The organism is Streptomyces abyssalis, from assembly GCF_001751365.1.
In the GTDB taxonomy this organism is placed as follows: Bacteria; Actinomycetota; Actinomycetes; order Streptomycetales; family Streptomycetaceae; genus Streptomyces; species Streptomyces abyssalis.
The window spans coordinates 1-25,864 of record NZ_LJGT01000038.1; the positions used below are offsets into that span (position 1 = coordinate 1).

Sequence of the window (25,864 nt, forward strand, 5' to 3'; positions counted from 1 at the left end):
GGCGGGGCTTCCCGCCACGGCCGCGCCGCTGTTCGCCTGTGTGCGGGCGCGCCTCGCCTGCCTGCGCGCCTCGCCTGCGTGGGCGCGTCAGCCGGTGTTGCGCAGCCCGGCGGCGACGCCGTTGACGGTCAGCAGCAGTGCGCGGCTGAGCATCTGGTCGGGTTCCTCGCCGCGTTCGGCGGCGGCGCGCTGCCGGTGGAGCAGCGTCACCTGAAGGTAGGACAGCGGGTCGAGGTAGGCGTCGCGGATGGCGAACGTCTGCTTGAGTACGGGGCTGGCGTCGAGCAGTTCGCTTTCTCCGGTGATGCTCAGCACTTCCCGTACGGTCAGGTCGTGTTCGGCGCGGATGGTCTCGAAGACGTGCCTGAGTTCGTCGGGCACGAGGGTGTCGACGTAGTGCTGTGCGATGCGCAGGTCCGTCTTGGCGAGGGTCATCTCGACGTTGGCGAGGAAGTTCCGGAAGAAGTGCCAGTGCTCGTGGGCCTCTTGGAGCACCCCGTCGAGCCCTGCCTCGCGTGCGGCCTTCAGCCCCGTGCCGACGCCGTACCAGCCGGGGACGATCTGCCGCGACTGCGTCCAGCCGAACACCCAGGGGATGGCGCGCAGCCCGTCGAGTCCGGCGCCGCTGTCGGGGCGGCGTGAGGGCCGGGAGCCGAGGTGGAGTTCGGCGAGCTGGTCGACGGGCGTGGAGGCGAAGAAGTAGGCGGGCAGGTCGGGGTCTTCGACGAGCCTGCGGTAGGCGCCGTGTGCGGCGTCGGAGACGGTGTCCATGGCGGCGTCCCAGCGTGCCAGCGCCTCGTCGGACTGGCGGGGCGCGGTGTGCAGCGCGGACGCCTGCAGGGTGGCGGCGACGGTCAGCTCCAGGTTCTCCCTGGCCAGCGACGGCACGAGGTACTTGTCGGAGATGACTTCGCCCTGTTCGGTGACCTTGATCTCGCCCTCGAGGGTGCCCCAGGGCTGGGCGAGGATCGCGTCGTGCGTGGGGCCGCCGCCGCGGCCGACGGTGCCGCCGCGGCCGTGGAAGAGCCGTAGCCGTACGCCGTGCCGGTGTGCGACGTCACGCAGCCGCCGCTGTGCGCGGTGGATCTCCCACTGGGAGGTGGTGATGCCGCCGAACTTGGAGGAGTCGGAGTAGCCGAGCATGACCTCCTGCAGGTCGCCGCGGAGCGAGACGAGCTTGCGGTAGGAGGGGTCGGAGAGCATCGCGTCGAGGAGTTCGTCGGCGATCTTCAGTTCGTCGGTGGTCTCCAGCAGCGGGACGATGCCGATGTCGGCCCAGCCGGCGTGCAGGTCGATCAGTCCGGCCTCGCGGGCCAGCACGGCGGCCGCGAAGACGTCGTCGGCGCCCTGGCACATGGAGATGATGTAGGACTCGATGACTTCCGGCCCGAAGGTCTCCAGTGCCTTGCGGACGGTGGTGAAGACGCCGAGGGTCTTCGCACCGGCCGCGTCCAGCGGCGCGGGCGACGGCGAGAGGGGGCGGCGGGAGCGCAGCTCCTTGGCGAGGAGGCGCTGCCGGTAGTCGCGGGGCATGTCGATGTAGCGCCAGGACTCCTCGCCGAGGCGGTCGAAGAGCTGGCCGAGGGCGTGGTGGTGGGCGTCGGCGTGCTCCCGTACGTCCATGGTGGCCAGCTGGAGACCGAAGGCGGCCAGGGTGCGCAGTACGCGTTCGAGGCGGCCGTCGGCGACGAGCTCGCCGCGGTGTGCCCGCAGCGAGGTCTGCAGCAGCATCAGGTCTTCGACGAGTTCGGCGGTGCCGAGGTAGTCGCGACCGGCGGCGTGGGGTGCGCCGGCGGCGAGCCGGTCGCGGGTGTTGAGGAGCTTCTGCCGTACGCAGGTGGCCTTGAGGCGGTAGGGCTCCTCTGCGTTGAGGCGCTTGTAGCGGGGGCTGATCTCGGGCAGCCGGTCCAGGTCGCGGCTGAGGGAGTCCAGCAGTTCGGTGGTGGCGCCGCTGTTGCGGATGGAGTTGGAGAGGGCGCCGCGCAGTTCGTCGATGTGTTCGAGGGCGTCGGTGATGCCGTGCTCGTGCTGGAGCAGCAGCACTTCCCAGGTCACTTCGGGGGTGACGTTGGGGTTGCCGTCGCGGTCGCCGCCGATCCAGGTGCCGAAGGTGAGGGGCCTGGTGCCGGTGGGAAGGGGCGCTCCGGCCCGGGCGAGTTCCGCGGCGAGGTCCTCGAGTACGTCGCCGACGGCGCCACGGTGCAGTTCGTCCAGGTAATAGACGGCGTTGCGGGCCTCGTCGGCCGGTTCGGGGCGTGCGACGCGCAGCTCGTCGGTCTGCCACACGAGGTCGACGTTCTCGGCGAGGCGCAGGTCGGTGCGGCGCCGGTCTTCGCTGTCGGTGTGTTCGAGCAGTTCGGCGATCTTGCGGAGCTTGGTGAGTACGGAGCGGCGCGCGGCCTCGGTGGGGTGCGCGGTGAAGACGGGCCGCACGCCGAGGTTCCGCACGGTGGCGGCGAGGTGTGCGGGGTCGGCGTCCTTGAGCATGTCGGCGGTGCGGGAGAGGTTGCCGCCTTCGGCGGCGCGGCGGGTGCGCAGTTCGCGCCCGCGGTGCACCTGCTCGGTGACGTTCGCCAGATGGAAGTACGTGGAGAAGGCCCGCACCAGCTTGGTGGCGGTCTCCAGGTCCGTCCTGCCCAGCAGCGCCGCCGCTGCCTCGCCGTCGCTGCGCGTCAGTGCCCGTACGCGTTCGACGAGGTCGAGCAGTTCCGCTCCTTCCTGGCGGACCAGGGTCTCGCCCAGCAGGTCGCCGAGGCGGCGGATGTCGGCGCGCAGCGCGCTGGTCGCCTCGGTCTCGGCGGCTGTTCCGGCGGCGGGTCCGGTGCCGGCCCCGGACCCGTTTCCCTGCAGGTGGCGGGTCTCGGTTCGGCTCACATCGGCACTGCTCACAGGTGCGGCTCCTTGCAGCTTCTTGCTTCGGGCAGATCACGGACCGCGCTGTCCGACGCTCCCCAGGATATGCGGGGGCGGCCTTCCGCCCGGTGTGCCGTCCGATGGGTGAGCACGCACTCTTCTCCCCCAGGCCCCCACTTGCTACGCCGGTGAGGGCTGCCATACTTACGATGCCGTAGGTTACGGTTCCGTAGGGCCTGGGCGGGTATTCGCCCCCGGAGCCCCGGATCCTGCAACCGACTTCAACCCCCCCTTACCGCTCCGACAAGGGACATCTATGACCACAAGCCCCCCGGAAGTACTCGACAGCTCCCCCGACACCCGGAACGAAACCGCCTCCGCCGCCCCGGACTCCCCCGCCTCCCTGGCGACGCTCGGCAGTGAGAAGCGCGGCTCGGTGGAGCAGATCGCGCTGCTGGCCTTCATCGTCGTCCCCTTCATCGCACTTCTGGCGGCCGTGCCGCTGATGTGGGGCTGGGGGGTGAGCTGGCTGGATCTGGGCCTGCTCACGGCGATGTACTTCATCGGCTGCCACGGCATCACGATCGGCTTCCACCGCTACTTCACGCATGGCTCCTTCAAGGCGAAGCGGCCCCTGCGCATCACCCTCGCGGTGCTGGGTTCGCTGGCCGTCGAGGGCCCGGTGGTGCGCTGGGTCGCCGACCACCGCAAGCACCACAAGTTCTCCGACGCCGAGGGCGACCCGCATTCGCCGTGGCGTTACGGCGAGACCGTCCCCGCCCTGATGAAGGGGCTGTGGTGGGCGCACGTCGGCTGGATGTTCGACCAGGAGCAGACGCCGCAGCAGAAGTACGCACCCGATCTGATCAAGGACCCGGCGATCCGGGCCGTCTCCCGGCAGTTCGTGCTGTGGACGACAGTGTCGCTGCTGCTGCCCGCCGTCGTCGGCGGCCTCGCGACGATGTCCTGGCAGGGTGCGCTGACGGCGTTCTTCTGGGGTTCGCTGGTGCGTGTGGCGCTGCTTCACCACGTCACGTGGTCCATCAACTCCATCTGCCACGCGGTGGGCAAGCGGCCCTTCAAGTCCCGGGACAAGTCGGGCAACGTGTGGTGGCTGGCGATCCTGTCCTGCGGCGAGTCGTGGCACAACCTGCACCACGCGGACCCGACCAGCGCCCGGCACGGCGTTGAGAGGGGCCAGCTCGACTCCAGCGCCCGCATCATCCGCTGGATGGAACTGGCGGGCTGGGCGTACGACGTGCGCTGGCCGGCCCGTTCGCGTATCGACTCCCGCCGCAAGGAGCAGCCCCGCCAAGCGGCATGATGGAGCCTGTGCCGACGGATGACAGCACCGCGAAGCCCGCAAGGGCGGCCAGGGCCGCCAAGAAGGAGAAGCGTGCCGCGCGCCGCCGTATGAGCGGCAAGGAGCGTCGCGAACAGCTGCTCGACATCGGACGTGCCCTCTTCGCCGAACGGGGCTTCGAGGGCACGTCCGTCGAGGAGATCGCCGCGAAGGCGGGCGTGTCCAAACCGGTCGTCTACGAGCACTTCGGCGGCAAGGAAGGTCTCTACGCGGTCGTCATCGACCGTGAGATGCGGCAGCTCCTGGACATGGTGACCAGTGCCCTCACGGGCGGGCACCCGCGGGAGCTGCTGGAGCAGGCGGCGTTCGCGCTGCTGGACTACATCGACCTCTACACGGACGGTTTCCGCATCCTCGTCCGCGATTCGCCGGTCGCGCAGTCGACGGGCAACTTCGCGTCGCTGATCAGCGACATCGCCACTCAGGTCGAGGACATCCTGGGCCGTGAGTTCAAGTCACGCGGCTTCGATCCGAAGCTCTCGCCCCTGTACGCGCAGGCGCTGGTGGGCATGGTCGCCCTGACGGGGCAGTGGTGGCTGAACGTCCGCAAGCCGAAGAAGGCCGAGGTCGCCGCCCATCTGGTCAACCTGGCGTGGCACGGGCTGGACGGGCTGGAGGCGAAGCCGCGCCTGATAGGTCACCGGCGCAGCTGACCTGCCGGGCTGCCGTTCGTCTCCGGCCCGGTTCCGGCCCCGGCCCGTGTCCACCCGGCCCCGGTCCCGCCCGGAGCGTCATCGCACGGCGAAGCCGTCGAGGGCGGTGCGGATCTCCGCGCTCGTCCTGCCGCTGCCGAGATGACCGGCGTCCTCCACGACGAGGAGACGTGAACCGGGCCATGCCCTCGACAGTTCCCAGGCGGTGTTCAGCGGGCCGCCCATGTCGAAGCGCCCGTGGATGAGCACCCCGGGAATGCCGGCCAGGCGCCCCGCGTCCCGTATGAGCGCTCCCTCCTCCAGCCAGGCACCGTTCGAGAAGTAGTGCGAGCAGATGCGGACCAGTGCGTGCCGGGCTTCGCGCGGCCGGTCCCCGTACGTCTTGGGGGCGCCGTCCTGGGCCTCCATGGAGAGCACCGTGTCCTCCCAGCGGCACCATTCGTCCGCCGCCTCCGCCCGTACGGCGGGATCGGGGTGCGCCATGCGCCGCGCGTACGCCGCGAGGACGCCGGGGAGGCCCGCCTCGGGTTCGGCCTCGGGCACGGCGGCGGCGAAACGGTGCCGCTCCTCGGGGAAGAACCGGCCGGCGCCCTGGTAGAGCCACTCGATCTCGGACCGGCGGGTGGTGGTCACGGCGGGGATGACGATCTCCGAGACGCGGTCCGGGTGCTGCTGTGCGTAGGCGAGGATCAGGGTGGAGCCCCAGGAGCCGCCGAAGAGCAACCACCGCCGGATGCGCAGGTGTTCACGGAGCAGTTCCATGTCGGCGATCAGACGGCCGGTGGTGTTCCGGCTCATGTCCGTGGACGGATCGGCGGCGGACGGGGTGCTCAGCCCGCAGCCGCGCTGGTCGAAGACGACGACCTTGTAGCGGCCGGGGTCGAAGCGGCGCCGGGCGAAGGTGCCGCTGCCCGATCCCGGACCGCCGTGCACGACGAGGGCGGGCTTGCCCTCCGGGTTGCCGGACACCTCCCAGTGGACGCGGTTGCCGTCGCCGACGTCGAGCATTCCCCGGTCGTAGGGCTCGGCCTCCGGGTACAGATCGCTCATGCGGGCGGTTCCTTCCGGCTGGGCCTTCCGGCTGGGCAGAAGCGGCACCTTACGGAGGCGGGACGGGGCGGGCAACCGGTATTCGCAGACGCCTGCCTGAGCCATGACCGACGCGGCAGGAGCCTCCCCCGGCCTCCCGCACCCCGGATGTCACCGCCCGGACGGCGCTCCCCGCCGGACGTCACTCCCGGACCTCGGGTTCCAGGAACTCCAGGCGGTTGCCGACCGGGTCCTGCGAGTAGAAGCGGCGGTGTCCTGGGAGGTCCGCGTCCCAGGTGACGGGGGCTCCGGACTCGGCGAGACGGGCGGCGAGGTCGTCGATGCCGTGTACGCGGATGCCGGGATGGGCCTTCCTCGCGGGGCGGAAGTCCTCCTCGATCCCCAGGTGCAGTACGACGGAGCCCGCCGCGAACCAGCAGCCGCCGCGCGGGGCGAGCGCCGGCGGCTTGGGGATCTCCGTCATGCCGAGGGTGTCCGCGTAGTACGTACGGAGGGCGTCCTCCGAGCCCGGCGGGGCGGCGAGCTGAACATGGTCGAGGGAGCTGATCCGGCCGGACGGGCGGTACTGGCCGGGCGGGCCGGCTGTGCCGGGTGCGGTGCCGTGCTGCGGCTCCGGTTCCGGCTCCGCTGCGTCTTCGTCGTGGCGGCGCGTCACCGCTTCACCGCCACGACGAAGACGCGGCGGAAGGGGAAGACCGTCCCCCGCCGGGGATCGCCGCCCAGCGGCGGATAGGCCTGCCGAAGCAGCCGGCCGTAGTCGTCGAGGAAGGCGGTCCGCGCCTCGGGGTCGTCCGCGAGCAGTGTGAGGACGGGCCGAAGGGCGGTGCCCTTGACCCAGTCCAGGACGGGATTCCCGTCCTGGGGCGCTCCCTCCCGCTTCTCCCCGTCGCTTCGTGCGGGAGTGCCCCCAGGGGGGACCCCCGCCCCCGCCGACGGGTCGCGGGGGCGCAGCAGCTGCGCGTACGTGGTCTCCCAGGCGTCGGTCTCGCAGCCCAGCGAGTCCAGTGCGGCGAGGTACTCCGCCGGGTCGAGCACGGAGCCGTTGCGCGACGCGGACCCCAGACGTCCGCGCCAGCGGGGCGAGTTGCGCAGCTCCAGCAGCAGGGTGTGACTGGGGGCGTCGAAGTTGCCCGGGACCTGGAAGGCGAGCACGCCGCCGGACGGCAGGGCGTCGACCCAGGCCGGGAAGAGGGCCGTGTGGGCGGGGGGAACATCGCCGCCGGGGGGTTCATCACCGCCGGGGAGGACCCGTCCCTCGGCTTCGCCAGGGAGGACCCTGTTGTCGGCTCCGCCAGGGAGGACCCATTGGAGAGCCGCGTTGGAGAAGATCAGGTCGAACTGCTCGGTGCCCGCGGGGCTCCAGGTGGAGAGGTCGGCGTGGGTGAATTCGAGGGTGCCGCCCGCGGACGTCCTGCCGGCGTGGGCGCGGGCCTCGTGGAGCATGGCCGGGGAGTTGTCGTAGCCGGTGATGTGGGCGGCGGGCCAGCGCTCGGCGAGCATCAGGGACGGGCCGCCAGGTCCGCATCCCAGGTCGGCGATGCGCGGGGTCTCCTCCTCGGGCAGCGCGGGCACGCGGGCGAGCAGGTCGGCGATCGGGCGTTTGCGGTGCCCCGAGTGACGTTCGTACTGATGCGGATCCCACACGGATGACGTCATGACAGCAACCTCCAGGCCAATTATCTCGATGTCAAGAGACTTCACGTCGACACAACTACTACACTGATCACATGGAGGACGAGGTCGACCGACTGGTGGGAGCCTGGCACCGCGAGCGCCCGGACCTCGACGTGGAACCGCTGGAGGTGCTCAGCCGCGTCAGCAGACTCGCGCGGCATCTGGACCGCGCGCGCCGGATCGCCTTCTCCGAACACAACCTGGAGCCTTGGGAGTTCGACGTCCTCACCGCGCTGCGCCGCGCGGGCACCCCGTATCAGCTCTCACCCGGACAGCTCCTCACCCAGACGCTCGTCACCTCGGGGACGATGACCAACCGCATCGACAGACTCGCCAAGAAGGGCCTCGTCGAGCGCCGGCCCGATCCGAGCGACCGGCGCGGCGTGCTGGTGCGGCTCACGGCCGAGGGCCGCGACAGGGCCGACAGCGCCCTCGCCGGGCTGCTCGACCAGGAACGCGCACTCCTCGCGGGGCTCTCCTCAGCGCAGCGTGCCGAACTGGCCTCGCTGCTGCGGCAGTTGACGGCGCCGTTCGACAACATCCCGGGCTGAGGCCTCCGGCCGCCCGCCGAGATGCACATGGGCGACCCCAGTGCTAGCATTGCTGGCATTGACTGCGATGCTAGGTGGTGGCGATGGCGACACTGACAGTTCGCGGGCTGGACGAGGAGACACGTGCCCGGCTGCGCATAAGAGCCGCGGAACACGGACGCTCGATGGAGGCGGAGGTCCGGGCGATACTCCACGACCAGCTGTACCCGGCACCACCCGCCGGGGGCCTCGGCAGCCGCATTCACTCACTGTTCGCGGACATCGGTTCCGATGATCTCGAGCTGCCCGCCCGCGAGGACTCACCCCGGCCGGCGGAGTTGGAAGAGTGATCGTCCTCGATACCGACGTCCTGTCCGAGCTCACACGCAGGAGTCCCGAACCGGGTGTCGTCGAATGGCTGGACTCCCTGCCCTCCGCCGAGGTTGCGACGACGGCGATCACGGCTGCCGAACTGCTGCACGGAGTAGGCCGCCTGCCTTCAGGGCACCGCAGGACGGCGCTGTCCCACGCCGTGAACACGCTGCTGAACCAGGTGCTCGAAGGCCGTGTGCTGCCCTTCGACTTCACCGCCGCCGAGCGCTACGCACAGATCGTCACGGCCCGCGAACAGCTCGGACGGCCCGTCGGCGTCGCTGATGCCCAGATCGCCGCAGTCTGTCGTGCTCGAGGAGCGACACTCGCGACGCGCAACGCGAAGGACTTCACCGACACCGGCGTCGAGTTGGTGGACCCCTGGCAGTCCCCGTGAACTCGTCCGGCCCCGGCCGCCGTTCGTGGAACGACAGCCCGTGGCAAAGGGAACTCACCAGCGGGGAAGAACTGTTGGGCCGGTCGGGCCGGCTCCGGAGTGCCCCGCTGCGGTGCGCGCCGTGCAGCCCGTAGCATCCGTGCATGGGCGGACGTCATTCGGATCGATTCACTGGACGCACCGTCCTCGTCACCGGCGGTGGCGCGGGTATCGGGGCCGCGACGGCTCACAGACTGGCCGATGAGGGCGCCGCCGTGGTCATCCTCGACCACGACGAGGACGACGGGCACCGCACCGCCCGCGAGATCACCGCGTCCGGCGCCCGCGCCGCGTTCGTGCTCGGCGACGTCACCGACGAACCCGCCTGGGCCAGGGCCGTACGCACCGCGCACGACGGATTCGGGCCCGTCGACGGCCTGGTGAGCAACGCCGGACTGATGCTGCCGGGGCCGGCCGGTGAGTTGTCGCTCTCGGACTGGCAGGCGCAGTTGGGGGTGAATCTGACGGGCGCCTTCCTCGGATTACGGGCCTGCCTGGAGGATCTGCGCGCCCGCGCAGGGTCCGTCGTGCTGACCTCGTCCGTGCAGGCGCTGGTGGGCCTCCGTGAGCGTCCCGCGTACGCGGCGGCGAAGGCCGGCCTGACAGGACTGGGCCGTCAGCTCGCCGTCGACTACGGGCCGCGCGTCCGCGTCAACAGCGTGCTGCCCGGGCCGATCGTCACCGGCGCCTGGGAGGGCACCAGCGAGGAGGACGCCCGGCGCACGGCCGAGCAGACCGTCGCGGGCCGCTACGGGCACCCGGAGGAAGTCGCCGCCGCCATCGCGTTCCTGCTCTCCGACGACGCCTCGTACGTGACAGGCACGAACCTCGTCGTGGACGGCGGCTGGAGCGCGTACAAGACCTCGCTCTGACCCGGTGTTTACCGCCTGCTCGCCGTTGTGGCACTCTCGGGTTCCTTGGCCGAGGGGGACGGATGGCGCAGGGGTTCACGGAGATCGGTGCGCTTCTTCGCTCGCTGCGGCTGGCCACCGGGTTACCTTCGGCCGCTGCGGCGGCACACCGTTCGCTGCCCGAGCTCACCGAGGCGTACGAGCGGGTCGTCGCCCCCTTCCTGACCGAGACCCTCACCGACCCGCGCGAGCTCGAACGGGCCGAGACGTCACTGCGCGCGATGAGCGTGAAGTTCGGCCTGGCCGTGCTCGCCTACGCCCGCCTGACCGGGCGCGCGCCCCGGCCGGACGTCGCCGTCCTGGCCGGAGGAGTCACCCGGCTCTACGACGACATCATCGACGGCGGCGGCGACCCCTCGGCCGACGCCCGCCTCGCCGACCTGCTGGGCAACCGCCCCTTCACGGCGGGCACGGAGGCCGAACTGCTCCTCGGGCGGCTGGTGTACGAGATCGAGCGAAGACTCGGCCACACCCCCGACGAGTCCCTGCTCACGGCGCTCGTCTCGCTGCATGAACACCAGGTCCTCTCCCGACGCCAGCGCGAAGCGGACGTCCCCGTCGACGTGCTGGAGAAGATCACCAGCGGCAAGGGCAGGGCGGCCAACCTGATCCTGTGCGGCATCGTCCATCCCGGCCTGGACTCCGCCGAGCGGGAGCTCGCCATGGACCTGGGCGAGGCCCTGCAGTCCCTCGACGACTACATGGACGCCGACCTCGACCGGGCCCACGGCGTGACCACCCTCGCCACCCTCGGCGTGAGCACGCTGCCGCAGATCGCGCAGCGGCTGCGTGCCATCAGGCCGCGGCTGGTGGCGTGTTACGGGCGCCGGCTCGCCGGACCGTACTGCGGGATGCTCTACTTCCTGCTTCTCAAGTCGTGGGTCGGCCGCAGGCTTCCCGTCTTCGGCCGGCTGGCGAGCCGCCCCGCCCGTAACTCCGCCGTGCTGGCCTTCCTCTCCCGCGGCGCCGACGCGCTCCCGCCGTCCGGACCGGGGAGCCGGCCATGAGGACCCGGGATGCGCTCAGACGGGTGGCCTGGGCGGGCCTGGGCGCACTTCTGGTGGCCACGGTCGGCATGGCCGTCCGGGGTGTCATGAACGGCGATCTGAAGGTGCTGGACGTGTGGGCCGCCTTCGTCCCCGTCGCGGTCGCCATCGGCGGTATCGCCATGACCGTGCTGCAGGCCGGCCGCCGTACGCCCGCCACGCCGGAGGAGGCGGTGGCGGCGCTGGCGCGGAAGGTCGCCAGGGACTGGCGGGAGGAGAGCCGTCACCGCGGCCTCTTCGCGGAGCGCCGGATGGCGGTGCGATGGCGGCGACGGCCCGGTTCGGAGCGGGTCTCGCGGCTGGCCGCCGAACTGCCCGGCGAGGGCGTACTGAATCAGCTGACGGAGACCTTCGCCCGGCATGCCCGCGCGGGCAGTCTGTCCCGGCTGGTGGTGACGGGGGAACCGGGAGCCGGCAAGACGGCGGTCTGCGTACTGACCACGTTGGAGCTCGCCGAACCGGCCGGCCCGGCCGTTCCTGTGCTCTTCCGGCTCTCCTCCTGGGACCCGGCGCGTCCGCTCACGGAGTGGATGACGGACGAGCTCACCACCGACTACCCGGCCCTCGCCGACCGGACGCGCAGCCACGAGATCGCCGGCGAGCTGGTCCAGCACCACGTACTTCCCGTTCTCGACGGTCTGGACGAGGTCTGCGACCCGGCCGCCGCACTGCGGCGTATCGAGGACGAACTGGAGGGCCGGTCCCTCATCCTGACCTGCCGCACCGCCGACTTCGACCGGCTGGACGCCGGCGCGGTGCTGAGCGAGGCGTTCGTCGTACGGCTGCAGCCGCTGCGTGCCGACGAGGCGCGCGGGGTCCTGGAGACCGCGTGCACCGGGCCGGACCTGGAGCCGCTGGCCGCGGCCCTGGACTCGCGTCCCGGCGGTTCGCTGGCGCAGGCGCTGGAGACGCCGTTCATGCTCTCCCTGCTCGTGGCGCGCGGCGGTTCGCTGCCCGGAGAGCTGCTCTCGGCCACCGGGCCGGGAGCCGGGGAGCGGATCAAACAGCATCTGCTGGGGGCCTTCGTCGCCCGCGCCTACCGGCTCGGTGACGTCGACGCGGACGAGGCCCGCCGCCATCTGGCCTTCCTCGCCCGGAACGTCGATCCCGCCACGGGCAGACTGGCCTGGTGGCAGCTGCACCGGGCCGTGCCCCGGTGGGTGTTCCTGGCGGTGGCCCTGGGCAGTTCGGCGATCGGCTGCTCGGCTGCGGCGATCGCGCTGTTCTCCCTCTTCGGACGGCCGCTCATGGGCCTGTGGATCGGGCTGGGCGCCGCGCTGGTCGGCGCACCTGTGGTGGAACTGGTGCCGCAGGACGACCCGCGCCGCGCCAAGCCCCGGCTCCGGTCCGTACGGCCGCCGTCCTCGCACGCACTGCAGCGGGTACTCGGCTTCGGAGCGGTGGGCGCCGCCGCGTGCGCGGTGATCGTCTGGTTCCTTTACGAGAAACCCCAGTACGCCGTGATCGGTGGTGTGCTGAGCGGCATCACGTACGCCGCCGCGCGCTACTTCAGCGAGCCCAGCGACCCGGTGGAGGCCGTCACCCCGGTCACCCTGCTGCGCTCCGACCGCTCGGCGGTGCTCTACGCCTGGCTGGCCGGAGCCGTGGCCGGGGCACTCACCGGGGCCTACCTCGGTGCGTCCATCAAGGACGGGCGGCGCACTCCGCAGCTCGACGACGTCACCCTGATCGACCAACTGCCCACCGCCGTCGAGGCCTTGATGGGGGCCGCCGCCGGTGCGCTGCTCAGCGCCACAGGGCTCGGGCTGATGGCGATCGGGTCCAGCTCCTGGGGGCGGTTCGTGGCCACCCGCGGCTGGCTGGCCGTACGCGGGCACACGCCGCGGCGGCTGATGGCGTTCGTGGAGGACGCGCGGGAGCGGGGGGTGCTGCGGCAGATGAACGGCTACTACGAGTTCCGTCACCGGCTGCTTCAGCGTCACCTGGCCGAGCCGGAGCGGGCCGGCTCCTCTGCCCTCTCCGCAGACGGCACCTGCCCGGACCGCGACCGGGCCCGCCCGGCGGGCCGTTCAGCGTGACGCGCTCGGCTCCAGGTCGACGGGGCCGACCCCCGCGCGGCGGGCCAGCGCGACCGCGGCGAGCGTCGAGTGGACGCCGAGTTTGCCGAGCACGTTCTGCATGTGCGTACGGACGGTGTGGGGCGATAGATACAGCCGTTCCGCGACCGCCTTGCGGCCCAGCCCGGCGACCATGCAGCGCAGCACCTCCCGCTCCCTCGGCGTCAGCGACTCCACGAGGCGCTCGCTCTCCGTGCGGTGCTTGCGGGAGGCGGTCAGCTCCTTCAGTACGCCGGTCAGCAGCGCGGGCGGCAGATGCGTCTCGTCCTTCAGCACCCCGCGGATGACCTGCAGCAGCCGTGAGAGCGAGCAGTCCTTCGCGACCCAGCCGCCGGCGCCGGCCTGCAGGGCCGACGCGGCCTGCCGCGGGTCGTCACGCTCGGCGAGCACCACGGTGCGCACGGCGGGGTGTTCGCTGCGCACCCGGCCGACGAGCGGAATGCCGCCGGGATTCGAGCCCGCCTCGGACGGTGCCGCCTTGCCGCCGGACGGTGCGGCGGCACTCTGGCCGCCGGAGAGCCGGAGGGGGGCACCGGCACCCGAAGTGGGGTCCACCGTGGGCCCGTTGGGGCCGCCGCCGGGCGGAACGGAGGCCGGCAGCGCCCAGTTGGCGCCGTTCGGCGCGGCGGGGACGGAGCTCTGAGCGGCCGCACCCGCGCCGGGCGCCGTCGCCTGCGCCGCTGCGGCTGCCGGTGCGGTGGGTGTGGTGGGTGCCGTCGGTGCGGTTGCCGGTGCGGGTGGTGCCGGAGCCGGCGCCGAGAGGTCCGCGTCGACGAGCAGCACGTCGAAACGGCGGCCGTCGGCGGCGGCCCGTTCCAGGCAGCGCAGGGCGGCCTGCGCGCTGCCGGCCGCGGCCACCTCGACGTCCTGCTCGGCCGCGAGTGCAGCGGCCAGGGACTCAGCGAAGATGCGGTGGTCGTCGACCACCAGCACACGGATTCGTTGCATGGCGCCCCCTGGCAGTGCGGGTACGTCACCTCCGTGGCGGAGGGAAGAGATGCGCGTGCCGGGGGTCCCCCGCCCCGCAGGGCCCCCTCCCACACCGAAGGTCGTGTCGTTGGGAGGACACTGCCGCGCCCCTTGCCGGCCCGCCGGCAACACCGCGGCCCCGGCGTGGCCTGACCGGCCGCCCCGCCCCTGACTGGCACCGGCCCCCACCGGTGCAATGCGTACGACTCAGAGTAATGCCGCGAGATGACAACGGAAACCGATTGGCGAAACTGCTTGCGCATGGCGTGAACTGAGCGACATGTTCCACATCGACGCACACGCCGACGAGGCCGGACTCCCCCTGCGCCTCCGGCCAGGGGGTGCCCCCAGTCTCGTGCACGAAAGGCTCAGGGAATCCAATTCCCGCAGCTCACGGGTGATGCGTGAACTGCGTGGCACACCTGCGGATTCCGAAGTGCCCGTCGAGGTCTACGCGTTCGAGGGCGAGCGGCTCGCGGGCGGCGTCGTCGGTCATGCCTGGGCCCACTGGCTGCACGTCGAACTGCTGTGGGTGGACGGCGAATTGCGCGGCTCGGGGCTGGGGTCCCGACTGCTGGCCACAGCCGAGGAGCAGGCCCGTGAAAAGCACGGCTGTGTCGGCTCGCGCGTCGAGACCTTCGACTTCCAGGCTTCCGGCTTCTACGCGAAGCAGGGCTACACCCTCATCGGCACGGTCGAGGACTACCCGCCGGGCTCCTCCGACCACCTCTTCGTCAAGTGCCTGTGATCCCGTCCGTGATCCGCCGCGCACCCGGCCCCGGTACGGCCTCGAAGACGCGCGGAGCCCGGTACCCGGCCGCCGCGAAGGCCTCACCGACCGCCTTCGCAACGGATTCCGCGGCCTCCGCCCGTACGAGCACGATCGCGGAGCCGCCGAATCCGCCGCCCGTCATGCGTGCGCCCAGAGCGCCGCTCGCGGTCGACGCCTGGACGACCAGGTCGAGTTCGGCACAGGAGACGGCGAAGTCGTCGCGCAGCGAGGCGTGTCCCTCGGTCAGTACGGGTCCGATGGCCTGCGTCTCCCCCGCGTCCAGGAGGCGGACGGTGCGGGCGACGCGCTCGTTCTCGGTGACCACGTGCCGTACCAGCGGCCGCAGCGCCTCGTCCTCGACGCTCCGCAGCGCGGCTGCCAGTTCGCCGTACGCGACGTCGCGCAGGGCCCCGACGCCCAGCGCGGCGGCGGCCGCCTCGCAGCCCGCGCGGCGTTCGGCGTAGGCGCCGTCGCCCAGGGCGTGTTTGACGCGGGTGTCGACGACCAGCAGCCGCAGCCCCCGCGCCGCCAGGTCGAAGGGGATCTGCCTGCGCGTGAGGTCCCGGGTGTCCAGATACAGCGCGTGCCCGGAGGTGCAGCAGGCGGACGCCATCTGGTCCATCACGCCGCACGGGACGCCCGCGAAGTCGTTCTCCGCACGCCGGCACAGCTCGGCCAGGCGGTCCGGGGCGAGGCCGAGCCCGTACAGCCCGTCGAGGGCTACGGCGGTGGCGACCTCCAGCGCGGCGGACGAGGACAGGCCGGCACCGGTCGGCACGCTGCTCTCGAAGTGCAGGTCCGCGCCGCCCACTTGGTGCCCGGCACCGCGCAGCGCCCAGACGACGCCCGCCGGGTAGGCGGCCCAGCCGCCGCGGTCGCCGGATGCGCCCTGCGGGGCGAGACCGTCCAGCTGCAGCTCGGTGACGCCCCCGGGGACGCCGGCCGAATGCAGCCGCAGTACGCCGTCGTCGCGGCGGGCGGCCGCCACACGGCAGGTGTGCGGGAGTGCGAGCGGCATGACGAAGCCGTCGTTGTAGTCGGTGTGTTCACCGATCAGGTTGACGCGCCCCGGCGCCGCCCACACCCCCTCGGGCGCCGTCCCGTACACGGCACGGAAGCCGTCCGCCACGCCGGGCTCGCCCGCTGTTCCGGGCTCGTCCGCCGTACGGGGTGTGTCCGTCATCCGGGGCTCGTCCGTCATTCGGCGCCGGCCGTGCCCGCGTACCGCTGGGTGAAGTCCCAGGCGTCCTGGACGATTTCGGCGAGGTCGGTACGTGAGGGGCGCCAGCCCAGCTGCTTCACGGCGCGTTCCGCGGACGCCACGAGCTGAGCCGGGTCGCCGTCGCGGCGGGGGGCCGCGGCCTCGGGCACGGGGTGGCCGGTCACCTTGCGGACGGTCTCGACGACCTCGCGCACGGAGAAGCCGTTGCCGTTGCCCAGGTTGCAGATCAGGTGGGCTCCGCCGGCCACCTCGCCCGCGCCTTCGCCGCCGCCCGTCATCGCGGCCATGGCGAGAAGATGGGCCTCCGCGAGGTCCGCGACGTGGATGTAGTCCCGTACGCAGGTGCCGTCGGGCGTCGGATAGTCGTCGCCGAAGACGGAGACGGCGTCGCGGCGGCCCTGCGCGACCTGGAGCACGATCGGGATCAGATGCGACTCGGGGTCGTGCCGCTCGCCGTAACGCCCGTACGCACCGGCGACGTTGAAGTACCGCAGCGATACGGCGGCCAGCCCGTGCGCCCGGCATTCGCCGCCGATCATGTGGTCGACGGCGAGCTTGGAGGCGCCGTAGGGGTTGGTCGGGGCCTCGGACGCGTCCTCGTGGATGGGCGTGGTCAGCGGCTCACCGTAGGTGGCGGCCGTCGAGGAGAAGACGAGCCTGCGTACGCCGGCCTCGCGCATGGCGTCCAGCAGCTCGATGCTGCCGCCGACGTTGTTGCGCCAGTACTTGCCGGGATCCTGCACGGACTCGCCGACCTGGGAGTGGGCCGCGAAGTGCAGCACGCCGTCGTACGAGGAGTCCAGGACACGCCTCGCGTCCTGAAGCCGTCCCTCGACGAACGCGGCACCCTCGGGGACCGCGCCGCGGAAGCCGGTGGAGAGGTCGTCGAGCACGGTGACGGAGTGCCCGGCCTCGACCAGATGGGCGGCGACGACGCTTCCGATGTATCCGGCGCCGCCTGTGACCAGGTACTTACCGGTGTGTGCTGAGGGGGAGAACCCCCGGGGGCTGGCAGTCACTCGCTACCTCTCGCAGTCGCTCGGCCGCGCGCTCCGGCGGCACATCGTTGATGAACACGTTCATCCCGGATTCGGAACCCGCGAGGAACTTCAGTTTGCCGGAAGTCCGTCGGACGGTGAAAAGCTCAAGGTGGAGTGCGAAGTCCTCGCGGGCCGCGGACGCCGCCGCACCGTCCCCCGTGCCGCCGGTCCGCTGCCCGCGCGCGGGCAGCGTGAACGGGGCCTGGTGCCAGGCGGCTATGTACGGGGTGGGCGGCTCGTCAGGGCCGAAGACCCGGTCGAAGCGGCGCAGTACCTCCAGATAGACACCCGGGAAGTCCGCCCGGGCCTCCTCGCTCAGCGCCGGCAGATCCGGAACGCGCTCCCGCGGATACAGGTGCACCTCGTACGGCCAGTGCGCGGCGTGCGGAACGAAGGCCGTCCAGTGCTCGCTCTCGCACACGATGCGCCGCCCGTCGGCAGCCTCCGCGGCGACGACGTCGTCGAAGAGGTTGCGCCCGCCGGTGCGGGCCGCGTGCCGGGCGACGGAGTCGAGCATGCGCGCGGTGCGGGGGGTGGTGAACGGATAGGCGTAGATCTGGCCGTGCGGATGCTGCAGGGTCACCCCGATCTCCGCACCGCGGTTCTCGAAGCAGAAGATCTGCTCGACGCCGGGACGCAGGGAGAGTTCGGCGGTGCGGTCGGTCCACACGTCCATCACCAGCCGGGCCTGCTCGTGCGTGAGGGACGCGAAGGAGGAGTCGTGGTCCGGTGTGAAGCAGACGACCTCGCAGCGGCCGGCGCCGGGCCGGTGCGTCAGCAGACCGGGCGGACCGGATGCGGCCTCGGGGCCCGGGCCGCCGGTGAAGGAGGGGAAGCGGTTCTCGAAGACGGCGACGTCGTAGCCGGGTTCGGGGATCTCGCTCAGATGTCCGCCGCGGGTCGGGCACAGCGGGCACGCGTCGGCGGGCGGATGGTAGGTGCGCTCCTGCCGGTGCGCGGTGACCGCCGTCCACTCCGCGAGCAGCGGGTCGTAGCGGATCTCGGAGGCCGTCGTCGTGCCGCCCAGGGGGCGCCGGTCGACGGCGTCGCGCACGGCGTCGTCCCGCAGGTCGTAATAGATGATCTCGCGGCCGTCGGCCAGCCGGGTCGAGGTCTTCTTCAACGGTGTCCGCTCCTCACGATCCGGCCGACTCCAGTCCAGTCTCAACATAATCACACACAAGAAATCAGAGACCAACAGGGAGCCCAACAGGGCCGCACGGAACCCGTGGACCGCTCACAGGCGCATACCGTACACATGCGGCATCAGGGACAGGGCGAGAGCACACCGGGGCGGGAGCACACCGGGAGATGCCAGGCGGGGACGGGCAGTTCGGGGTTGGGGTTCGCGTTCCGGACTTCGCGGTTCAGGGCGCGCGGTTCAGGGCGCGCGGTTCAGGGCGCGCGGTTCAGGGCGTGGCGTTCAGGGCGCGCGGTTCACCGGCCGGTTCACGCCGGGCCCCCTCGCACCGTCAGGGCGGCGCGCTCACTCCTCGGCGGCGCCCGGTTCGTACGCCCGCTCCAGCAGCCCCGTGCGAGCGGCCAGGGCAGCCGCCTCCAGCCGGGACCCGACGCCCAGCTTCATCAGCACCCGCTGCACGTGGGTACGGGCGGTGCTCGGCGCTATGCGCATCCCCGTCGCGATCAGCCGGGTGTCCTCGCCCTCGGCGACCCGCATGAGCACCTCCACCTCGCGGGGCGTGAGGAGTTGCAGCAGCCGCGCGCCCTCGTCGTCGGGCTCGGGGGCCGGGTTGAGCAGATCGGCGAAGGACTCCCGCAGCAGCTGCGGCGCCACCGCCGCGTCTCCCGCCCGTGCCTTCATCATGGCGCGCTCGACGCCCTCGATGCGCTCGTCGTGCCGTACGTAGCCGGAGGCCCCGGCGGCGAACGCCGAGGCCACACCGCGCGGGCTGGGCACGGGCCCCAGCACCACGACCGCTATCTGCGGCTTCTCTCGCTTGATCCGTATCACCGGGTCGAAGACGCCCGCCTCGGCGGGAGCCGCCGTACCCAGCAGACAGACTTCGGGCGCCCTGCTCAGCACCAGATCCGCCGCGCCCGCGCTGGGCGCCGCGGCAGCCAGCACCCGGTGGCCGCGCAGTTTCAGCGCCGAGGCGAGCGCCTCGGCGAGCAGTCTGTGATCGTCCACCACCATGAGCCGGACGCTCATGCGCAACAACCCCCCACCGCCGCTCCCTGCGGGCGCCCCTCAGGGCCCTGGGGCCCGGGCGGCCCCGGGGGCTCGCGGGAACAACCCCTCCTGTGCTCCCGGAAGCTACACGTTCGTCCGCCGTTCCGGGCCACTTCGGGGGCAGAAGTGGGAGGAACGGCGGACGAACGGTGATAGTCCGGTCGTTACTCGGCGCCGAATCCGATGCCGAGGTACTTGCCGTAGGTGCCGGTGCTGCGCTCCGAGATCAGCGTCTGGTGGAGGAAGAGACGCCCGTTCTCGTAGAGGGGCGGCTCGCGCAGCGTGATGCCCGCGAAGTTGTTCTCCGTCTCCGAGCTGTCGTCGGGGTGGCGCATGTACAGCTCCTGCTCACCCTGCTTCCCCGGGTCGACGGCGACGACCTGGCCGCCCGCGCCGTAGGTCGGCTTCTTGTACGCGATGAGCTTGTCGCCCTGCATGCGGACGGGGGTGATGGTGCGCCGCTCGCCCGCGTCCGACTTCCACTTGGGCTTTCCGGTCTCCAGGTCGAAGGCGATGATCTCGTTCGTGGACGAGTAGTCGTCGCCCTGGTGCCGCGCCGAGGGCAGGTAGACGTAGTCGTCGTCCACGACCGCGGAGGCGCACGACTCGACGCCCGTGCTGCACCCCGGGTCGTACTTGCGGTCACCCAGGGAGATCTTGGACTTGAGCTTCTCGTCGTCGCCGACCGTCATCACGTCGGTGGTCGAGCTGGTGCCGGCGCTGACGCCGATCACGACCGGGTCGGAGGAGATGATCCGGGCGCTCTGCACGCCCTTGGGCACGTCGAACTCCCAATTCGCCTCGCCCGTCTTCGGGTTCAGCTTCTGGACCTTCAGCTTCGGCTCGCTGTAGCTGCCGCACTGCACGACCGCCATCAGCTCCTCGCCGCCCGCGAAGCCCTCGTCCTGGCAACCGCTGCCGGTGCCCTCGGACTTCCAGAGCGGCGTGCCGCCGGACATCTCGTACGCCACCGAGCCGCCGATCCACTTGGCCGCGACGACGTTCTGGCTGATGGTCATATTCATGCCCAGCGTGGTGGCGCGTTCGCTGTTGGGCATCTTCTCCTGCCAGAGCTTCTTGCCCTTGTTCAGGTCGATGACGGCGATCTGATTGCACTCCGCGCGGGACGACTTGGTCTCGGCGGTCACGACCGCCGTCTTGCCGTCGTCCGTGGAGTGCCGGGAGGCGGCGCACACCTGACCGTCGAGGTCGATCTTCCAGGCCTGCTTGCCGCGGGCCGCGTCCATGCCGATGATGCCGTTGATCGTGCTCTTGGCGAAGATCTTGTCGGTGGCCCAGGCGCCCGTGACGCTCACCGACTCCTCGTCCGTGAGCTTCGGCGAGGGAATCTTGAACAGTTCCTTGCCCTCGGTGCTGGCCGGCTTGCCGCCGATGCCCTTCGTGCCGGTCTTGCCGTCGTCCTTGGCCTCGGTGCCCTTGTCGTTGTTCACGAGGAAGAAACCGACGGTGACGACTGCCAGCACGGTGGCGACCGCGGCCGCGACGATCGCGATCACCTTGCCGTTGCCTCCGCCGCTGCCGCCCGGCCCGGCACCCGGACCGCCGGGCCCGTAGGGGCCGCCCTGCGGCGCCGTCGGGTACATGCCGGGGCCCTGGCCGTAGGGCTGGGCCGGCTGCTGCCCGTAGCCGTAGCCGTAACCGCCGCCCTGGGGCGGCTGCTGGGGATAGCCGTAACCCCCCGCCGGTGGCGGCGGGGTCCCGTAACCGCCCGGCGGAGGCTGCTGCGGGTAGCCGTAACCCCCGGCCGGGGGCTGCGGGGGCGCGCCGAAGCCGCCCGACGGGGGCGGCTGCGCGGGCTGTTGAGGCGTCCCGCCCTGGTCTCCCGTGGGCGGAGGCGTCTGCGGAGCATCGGCGCCCGTGGGCTCCTTCTTCTCCAGGCCGGGGCCCTCTTCCGGCTTCTCCGGATCGGGTGAATCCCCTCTGGGAGGCTGACTGGGCGGCGGAGGCGGCTGCGACATGAGCGATTCCCTCGTTGACGTTCAGACCGGACGTCCGCCCCTCAAGCCCCCGTAGGGCGGAGCGAATCGGACATCTGGCCCGCCTTCGGCTGGCTTGTGCGCGGATGTCTTTCTATCACCGGACACCACGAACCGGCGGTCCGGTTCCAGCCGGTAGCCGCTGGAAGAGACGGGCCCGAGACGCATACGTTGCGCAGCCGTCACCGACCCGCGAGTAGCGGTCCGGCCGGCGGAACAGAGCGGGACGGGCGCCGGCACGCAGCAGAGCGGCCGCCGGCCGGGGAAGCGGTACGGAACGCCGCGTGCCGCCCGCCCACCGGCGAGCGAGCCCGGCCCGCTGCGTCATCTGCTCATCCGTTCTCGGCGAGCTCCAGCCAGCGGGACTCCAAGTCCTCGCGCTGCGAGTCCAGTTCGCGCAGCTCCGCGTCGAGGCCGGCGACGCGTTCGAAGTCCGTGGCGTGCTCGGCGAGTGCCTCGTGCAGCTCGGTCTGCTTCTCTCCGATGCGGTCCAGCTGACGCTCGATGCGCTGCATCTCCTTCTGCCCCGCACGCGCCGCCGCGGCCGGCTTCCGCTGAGCCTGCACCCCGGACGCCGAGGAGCCCGAGGACGAGGCGGCGGAGGACGAAGAGGGGGCCGAGGAGGAGGACGAGGAACGGCCCGCGGCCGACGACGAGGCCGAAGTGCGGGACGCCGCGGGCGCGTTCGTGTTCGTCTGCGCCGACTCGCGCTGCCGTGCGCGCCGTTCCAGATACTCCTCGATGCCGCGCGGCAGCATCCGCAGCGCGCCGTCCCCGAGCAGCGCGTACACCTGGTCCGTCGTCCGCTCGACGAAGAACCTGTCGTGGGAGATGACCACCAGCGAGCCCGGCCAGCCGTCCAGCAGGTCCTCGAGCTGGGTGAGGGTCTCGATGTCGAGGTCGTTGGTGGGCTCGTCGAGGAAGAGCACGTTCGGCTCGTCCATCAGCAGACGCAGGATCTGCAGCCTGCGGCGCTCACCGCCGGAGAGGTCACCCACGGGTGTCCACTGCTTCTCCTTCACGAAGCCGAAGCGCTCGCACAGCTGCGAGGCGGTCATCTCCCGTCCCTTGCCGAGGTCCACGCGCGAACGGACCTCCTCGACGGCCTCCAGAACGCGAAGTCCCGGGTTCAACTCGGCGACCTCCTGCGAGAGATACGCCAGCTTCACCGTCCTGCCGACCTTGACGCGTCCGCCCGTGACCAGCTCCGACTGCCGTTCGCCGCCGCTGCGCGCCGCCTCCGCGAGCGCCCTCAGCAGCGAGGTCTTGCCGGAGCCGTTGACGCCGACGAGGCCGACGCGGTCGCCGGGGCCGAGCTGCCACGTCAGATGCTTCAGCAGCACCTTGGGACCGGCCTGCAGGGAGACGTCCTCCATGTCGAAGACGGTCTTGCCCAGGCGGGAGTTGGCGAACCGCATGAGCTCCGCGTCGTCACGGGGCGGCGGTTCGTCCGCGATGAGCGCGTTGGCCGCCTCGATGCGGAAGCGCGGCTTGCTCGTACGGGCGGGCGCGCCGCGGCGCAGCCACGCCAGCTCCTTGCGCATCAGGTTCTTCCGCTTGGCCTCCTCCTGCGCGGCGATGCGCTCCCGCTCGGCGCGCGCGAAGACGTAGTCGGAGTAGCCGCCGTCGTACTCGTGCACCCCGCCGCGCTGCACGTCCCACATCCGCGTGCACACCTGGTCCAGGAACCAGCGGTCGTGCGTCACGCACACCAGCGCCGAGCGCCGCGCACGCAGATGGGCGGCGAGCCAGGCGATGCCCTCGACGTCCAGGTGGTTGGTGGGCTCGTCGAGGACGATCAAGTCCTGTTCGGCGATGAGCAGTTGAGCCAGCGCGATTCGGCGCCTCTCACCACCGGAGAGCGGCCCGATGACGGTGTCGAGGCCCTGCGGGAAGCCGGGCAGGCCGAGACCTCCGAAGAGTCCGGTCAGCACGTCGCGGATCCTGGCGTCGCCGGCCCACTCGTGGTCGGCCATGTCGCCGACGACCTCGTGCCGTACGGTCGCGGCCGGGTCAAGGGAGTCGTGCTGCGTCAGCACACCGAGGCGCAGACCCCCCGAGTGCGTCACACGTCCGTCGTCGGCGGGCTCCAGCTTGGACAGCAGCCTGATCAGGGTGGTCTTGCCGTCCCCGTTCCGCCCGACGACGCCGATGCGGTCGCCCTCGCTCACGCCGAGCGAGACGCCGTCGAGCAGCGCCCGGGTGCCGTAGACCTTGCCCACGGCTTCCAGATTGACGAGGTTGACGGCCATCTCACTCCTGTCGCGCGCTGTCCATTGGGCACCTCCGGTGCTCCAAGGGAGGATCAGCCCTCCAGGGTACGCAGGTGCCGTGCGGCCCCCGCAGGCGCGCGGCACCGGCCGCTGGGTAGAGTCCGCTCCCGCGTCCGCCGTGATCACGCAAGGGGTCGCGAAACGGGCGTGCGACGACTTGGGAGACCAGGGGGACGGGGAAGCATGGAGAGGTTCTGGCTGCTCGATCCGGTGCCGGACACCACGGGAGCCCGCGCGAAGTGGGAGCCGCCGGAGGACGGACGGGTCTTCCGGGAGATACGCAACGGCAGCGAGGCACCGGGCGCCGTCGAGGACGGGTCGGCCTGGACGGTCGCACACGTCGAGCGCGCGCTCCCGCCCGGCGGCGCCGAGAAGTACCGCAAGGCCCGCAAGGACGGGACCCGCGAATTCGACCTGTGGGCCGACCCGTACCGGGCGCAGCGCGTCGCCCGCGTGGTGACGCAGCCCGGGGGCGGCCGGGTGGCGGCGTACGAGGTCTTCGGCGGGCCCGCAGGTGAGCAACTGGCCCTGATCACACGGCAGAAGGCGTTCACGAGGGGACGGATCAGAGCCCGGTGGAGCGTCCAGCAGACGGGGCAGCGGGCCGCCACCGGTGTCAAGGGCCGGGTGTTCTGGCACTGCGTGTGGTGGCTGCTGCTCCCGTTCTGGGTCTTCATCGCGTTCGGCTCGCCCGACGTGCCGCGGATACCCGTGCGTACGCGCTTCAGGCGGGAGGGGCAGCGGGCTCTCGACTGGCGGAGCGACGGCTTGGACGTACCGTCCGACGGGTGGGACCCGAGGGTGCTGGCCGCGCTGGTCGCCCTGATGAGCAGCCACGCCGGCTTCGTCAAGGACAGCTGGGACGACTACAGGGTCTGAGCCGGGGTCCGGGGTCCCGCCCGCGTGGGTCCCCGCCCGCGTTCAGCCGCCGTGCAGCATCAGGGCTATGCCGCCGACCATCAGCGCGGACGCTGCCACGCGCGGTGTGCCGAAGCGCTCCTTGAAGAAGAGCGCCCCTATGGCCGCACCCGCGATGATCGACGACTCGCGCAGGGCGGCGACCGGCGCGAGGGGCGCCCGAGTCTGGGCCCACAGGACGAGTCCGTAGGCCGCCAGGGAGAGCGCACCCGCCGTCAGCCCCCGCAGGGCGAGGGGCCGGAGCTGGGCGAGGAGCGCCCTTCGCCGGGTGGCGACCGCGTACGCGGGGATGGCGAAGCTCTGCAGCACCATCAGCCACGCCACGTAGCCGAGTGCGGAGCCCGAGGCGCGTACTCCGGCACCGTCGACGACCGTGTACGAGGCGATGGCCAGGCCGGTGGCGACGGCCGCGGTCAGCGCGGGCCACCGGGAGGAGGCGGCGGACGAGGAGGACGAGCCGGACGTGGCGGACTCCAGGGCCGGCGCGGGGCCCTCGGGCGGCTCGTCGCGGCCCTCGGGCGGCTGGGCGTGCCCGGCCGGTGCGCCCCGCCCGGCGGCCGGGCCCTTCTTCGCCCGTATCCCCCACAGCGCGACGCCGAGCAGCCCCGCCGAGGCGACGGCCACACCCGTCAACTGCCAGGCGTCCGGCAGCTCCTGAAGGAAGAACGCGGCGAGCACGGTGACCACCAGCGGTGCCGTGCCCCGGGCGACCGGGTACATCTGGCCGAAGTCGCCGAGCCCGAACGACCGCATCAGCAGCAGCTGGTAGACGACGTGCAGCACCGCGGAGACCACCAGCGCGGGCCACGCCTGAGGCGCCGGCAGCGGCACGAAGCAGGCGAGCACCAGCCCGCACAGCGCACCGCCCCCGCCGACGAGCGTGAAGGCGAGCAGCTGGTCCCTGATGTGGTGAGCGAGGGCGTTCCAGGCGGCATGCGTGACGGCGGCGACCAGCACCGCCGCGACGACCAGCGGCGTCACGGAACCTCGGCGGTCTGCTCGCGTACGTCCACGAGCGAGCCCCGCGCGTGCGTGATCAGCTCTTCGGGGGCGAGGGCGAAGACCGTGTGCGGGGTGCCCGCGGCGGCCCAGACCACGTCGTGCGCGAGCAGGCCGCGGTCGGCGAGCACCCGCGTCGTCTGCGTGACGTGGCCGAAGGGCGGCACCCCGCCGATCGCGTAGCCCGTCGCCTCGCGCACCAGGCCGGCGTCGGCGCGGCTGACCTTCTGGGCGCCCAACTCGGCCCGTACGAGGGCGACATCGACCCGGGACGCCCCGTCCATCAGTACGAGGACCGGCTCGCCGTCGGCCTCGAAGACCAGCGATTTGACGATCTGGCTCAGCTCGCATCCGACGGCCTCGGCGGCCTGCGCCGCGGTGCGGGTGGCGTCGGGGAAGGCACGGATCTCGACGGTCAGGCCCATGGCCGACAGGGCCTCCGCGAAGCGCGGATGGGCTTGGGGTGTGCTGCTCATGGGGCGGACGCTACCCGTCGGGCCCCGGGCCGCGCGATGCT

Annotated in this window: 23 protein-coding genes; 10 read left to right on the plus strand and 13 right to left on the minus strand. The window is 71.9% G+C overall.

Annotated features, from left to right (window positions below):
• Positions 1–87 precede the first annotated feature (87 nt).
• Positions 88–2,775: a phosphoenolpyruvate carboxylase gene (ppc, locus tag AN215_RS07260; RefSeq protein WP_107374335.1), complete on the minus strand. Its 2,688-nt coding sequence runs from the start codon at positions 2,773–2,775 to the stop codon at positions 88–90.
• 394 nt (positions 2,776–3,169) lie between these two features.
• Between ppc and AN215_RS07265 the strand changes: the two genes are divergently transcribed.
• Together AN215_RS07265 and AN215_RS07270 are read left to right on the plus strand one after the other, a co-directional pair.
• Positions 3,170–4,177 carry an acyl-CoA desaturase gene (locus AN215_RS07265; protein ID WP_070013422.1) on the plus strand — a complete coding sequence of 336 codons (1,008 nt, stop codon included), beginning with the start codon at positions 3,170–3,172 and terminating at the stop codon, positions 4,175–4,177.
• The gene (locus AN215_RS07270; protein WP_070013421.1) at positions 4,174–4,869 is read left to right on the plus strand and encodes a TetR/AcrR family transcriptional regulator; all 696 of its coding nucleotides are present in this window, start codon (positions 4,174–4,176) and stop codon (positions 4,867–4,869) included. Before AN215_RS07265 ends, AN215_RS07270 begins: the two co-directional genes overlap by 4 nt.
• Positions 4,870–4,947: 78 nt before the next feature.
• On the opposite strand, the gene pip is transcribed toward AN215_RS07270, so the two are convergent.
• The 3 genes from pip to AN215_RS07285 form a co-directional block, all read right to left on the minus strand.
• Complete coding sequence (pip, locus tag AN215_RS07275) at positions 4,948–5,919, minus strand: prolyl aminopeptidase (protein WP_070013419.1); 972 nt, start codon at positions 5,917–5,919, stop codon at positions 4,948–4,950.
• 181 nt (positions 5,920–6,100) lie between these two features.
• Positions 6,101–6,466 carry a VOC family protein gene (locus tag AN215_RS07280; protein ID WP_070013925.1) on the minus strand — a complete coding sequence of 122 codons (366 nt, stop codon included), beginning with the start codon at positions 6,464–6,466 and terminating at the stop codon, positions 6,101–6,103.
• A gap of 104 nt (positions 6,467–6,570) precedes the next feature.
• The gene (locus AN215_RS07285; protein WP_070013417.1) at positions 6,571–7,575 is read right to left on the minus strand and encodes a methyltransferase domain-containing protein; all 1,005 of its coding nucleotides are present in this window, start codon (positions 7,573–7,575) and stop codon (positions 6,571–6,573) included.
• Positions 7,576–7,646: 71 nt separating this feature from the next.
• On the opposite strand from AN215_RS07285, the gene AN215_RS07290 reads away from it, so the two are divergent.
• The 6 genes from AN215_RS07290 to AN215_RS07315 all read left to right on the plus strand — a co-directional run bounded on the left by AN215_RS07290 (position 7,647) and on the right by AN215_RS07315 (position 12,927).
• The gene (locus AN215_RS07290) at positions 7,647–8,144 is read left to right on the plus strand and encodes a MarR family winged helix-turn-helix transcriptional regulator (protein ID WP_070013415.1); all 498 of its coding nucleotides are present in this window, start codon (positions 7,647–7,649) and stop codon (positions 8,142–8,144) included.
• An 83-nt stretch (positions 8,145–8,227) separates the two neighbouring features.
• Entirely contained in the window at positions 8,228–8,473 is a 246-nt protein-coding gene (locus AN215_RS07295) for a FitA-like ribbon-helix-helix domain-containing protein (RefSeq protein ID WP_070013924.1), read from the plus strand.
• Positions 8,470–8,892 carry a type II toxin-antitoxin system VapC family toxin gene (locus AN215_RS07300; RefSeq protein ID WP_070013411.1) on the plus strand — a complete coding sequence of 141 codons (423 nt, stop codon included), beginning with the start codon at positions 8,470–8,472 and terminating at the stop codon, positions 8,890–8,892. The genes AN215_RS07295 and AN215_RS07300 overlap by 4 nt, the downstream gene beginning before the upstream one ends.
• Before the next feature lie 143 nt (positions 8,893–9,035).
• Positions 9,036–9,803, plus strand: a complete 768-nt coding sequence (locus tag AN215_RS07305) for an SDR family NAD(P)-dependent oxidoreductase (protein ID WP_070013410.1) — start codon at positions 9,036–9,038, stop codon at positions 9,801–9,803.
• A 62-nt stretch (positions 9,804–9,865) separates the two neighbouring features.
• Entirely contained in the window at positions 9,866–10,849 is a 984-nt protein-coding gene (locus AN215_RS07310) for an isoprenoid biosynthesis enzyme family protein (protein ID WP_070013409.1), read from the plus strand.
• The gene (locus tag AN215_RS07315; protein WP_107374307.1) at positions 10,846–12,927 is read left to right on the plus strand and encodes an NACHT domain-containing protein; all 2,082 of its coding nucleotides are present in this window, start codon (positions 10,846–10,848) and stop codon (positions 12,925–12,927) included. The genes AN215_RS07310 and AN215_RS07315 overlap by 4 nt, the downstream gene beginning before the upstream one ends.
• Here the strand turns inward: AN215_RS07315 and AN215_RS07320 are convergent.
• On the minus strand, positions 12,919–13,914 hold the full coding sequence (locus AN215_RS07320) for a LuxR C-terminal-related transcriptional regulator (RefSeq protein ID WP_070013406.1): 996 nt from the start codon (positions 13,912–13,914) through the stop codon (positions 12,919–12,921). The two genes, AN215_RS07315 and AN215_RS07320, sit on opposite strands and share 9 nt — an antisense overlap.
• Before the next feature lie 301 nt (positions 13,915–14,215).
• On the opposite strand from AN215_RS07320, the gene AN215_RS07325 reads away from it, so the two are divergent.
• A complete protein-coding gene (locus AN215_RS07325; RefSeq protein WP_079122800.1) occupies positions 14,216–14,683 on the plus strand; it encodes a GNAT family N-acetyltransferase in 468 nt (155 codons plus the stop codon).
• On the opposite strand, the gene galK is transcribed toward AN215_RS07325, so the two are convergent.
• The 6 genes from galK to AN215_RS07355 form a co-directional block, all read right to left on the minus strand.
• Positions 14,670–15,890: a galactokinase gene (gene galK / locus AN215_RS07330; RefSeq protein WP_070013405.1), complete on the minus strand. Its 1,221-nt coding sequence runs from the start codon at positions 15,888–15,890 to the stop codon at positions 14,670–14,672. The two genes, AN215_RS07325 and galK, sit on opposite strands and share 14 nt — an antisense overlap.
• 14 nt (positions 15,891–15,904) lie before the next feature.
• Positions 15,905–16,948 carry a UDP-glucose 4-epimerase GalE gene (gene galE / locus AN215_RS07335; protein WP_070013404.1) on the minus strand — a complete coding sequence of 348 codons (1,044 nt, stop codon included), beginning with the start codon at positions 16,946–16,948 and terminating at the stop codon, positions 15,905–15,907.
• Positions 16,902–18,092 (minus strand): galactose-1-phosphate uridylyltransferase, encoded by a 1,191-nt coding sequence (gene galT / locus AN215_RS07340; protein ID WP_070013403.1) that lies wholly within the window; start codon positions 18,090–18,092, stop codon positions 16,902–16,904. Before galT ends, galE begins: the two co-directional genes overlap by 47 nt.
• A gap of 363 nt (positions 18,093–18,455) precedes the next feature.
• On the minus strand, positions 18,456–19,139 hold the full coding sequence (locus tag AN215_RS07345) for a response regulator transcription factor (protein WP_070013401.1): 684 nt from the start codon (positions 19,137–19,139) through the stop codon (positions 18,456–18,458).
• Positions 19,140–19,324: 185 nt separating this feature from the next.
• Positions 19,325–21,139, minus strand: coding sequence for an outer membrane protein assembly factor BamB family protein (locus tag AN215_RS07350; RefSeq protein WP_070013399.1), 1,815 nt, complete (start codon positions 21,137–21,139; stop codon positions 19,325–19,327).
• Positions 21,140–21,489: 350 nt separating this feature from the next.
• Positions 21,490–23,409 carry an ABC-F family ATP-binding cassette domain-containing protein gene (locus AN215_RS07355; RefSeq protein WP_070013398.1) on the minus strand — a complete coding sequence of 640 codons (1,920 nt, stop codon included), beginning with the start codon at positions 23,407–23,409 and terminating at the stop codon, positions 21,490–21,492.
• Positions 23,410–23,613: 204 nt separating this feature from the next.
• Between AN215_RS07355 and AN215_RS07360 the strand changes: the two genes are divergently transcribed.
• Positions 23,614–24,309, plus strand: a complete 696-nt coding sequence (locus AN215_RS07360) for a hypothetical protein (protein ID WP_079122801.1) — start codon at positions 23,614–23,616, stop codon at positions 24,307–24,309.
• A gap of 42 nt (positions 24,310–24,351) precedes the next feature.
• On the opposite strand, the gene AN215_RS07365 is transcribed toward AN215_RS07360, so the two are convergent.
• Positions 24,352–25,329, minus strand: a complete 978-nt coding sequence (locus AN215_RS07365; RefSeq protein ID WP_070013397.1) for an EamA family transporter — start codon at positions 25,327–25,329, stop codon at positions 24,352–24,354.
• Positions 25,326–25,823: a YbaK/EbsC family protein gene (locus AN215_RS07370; protein ID WP_070013395.1), complete on the minus strand. Its 498-nt coding sequence runs from the start codon at positions 25,821–25,823 to the stop codon at positions 25,326–25,328. Before AN215_RS07370 ends, AN215_RS07365 begins: the two co-directional genes overlap by 4 nt.
• Positions 25,824–25,864 lie beyond the last annotated feature (41 nt).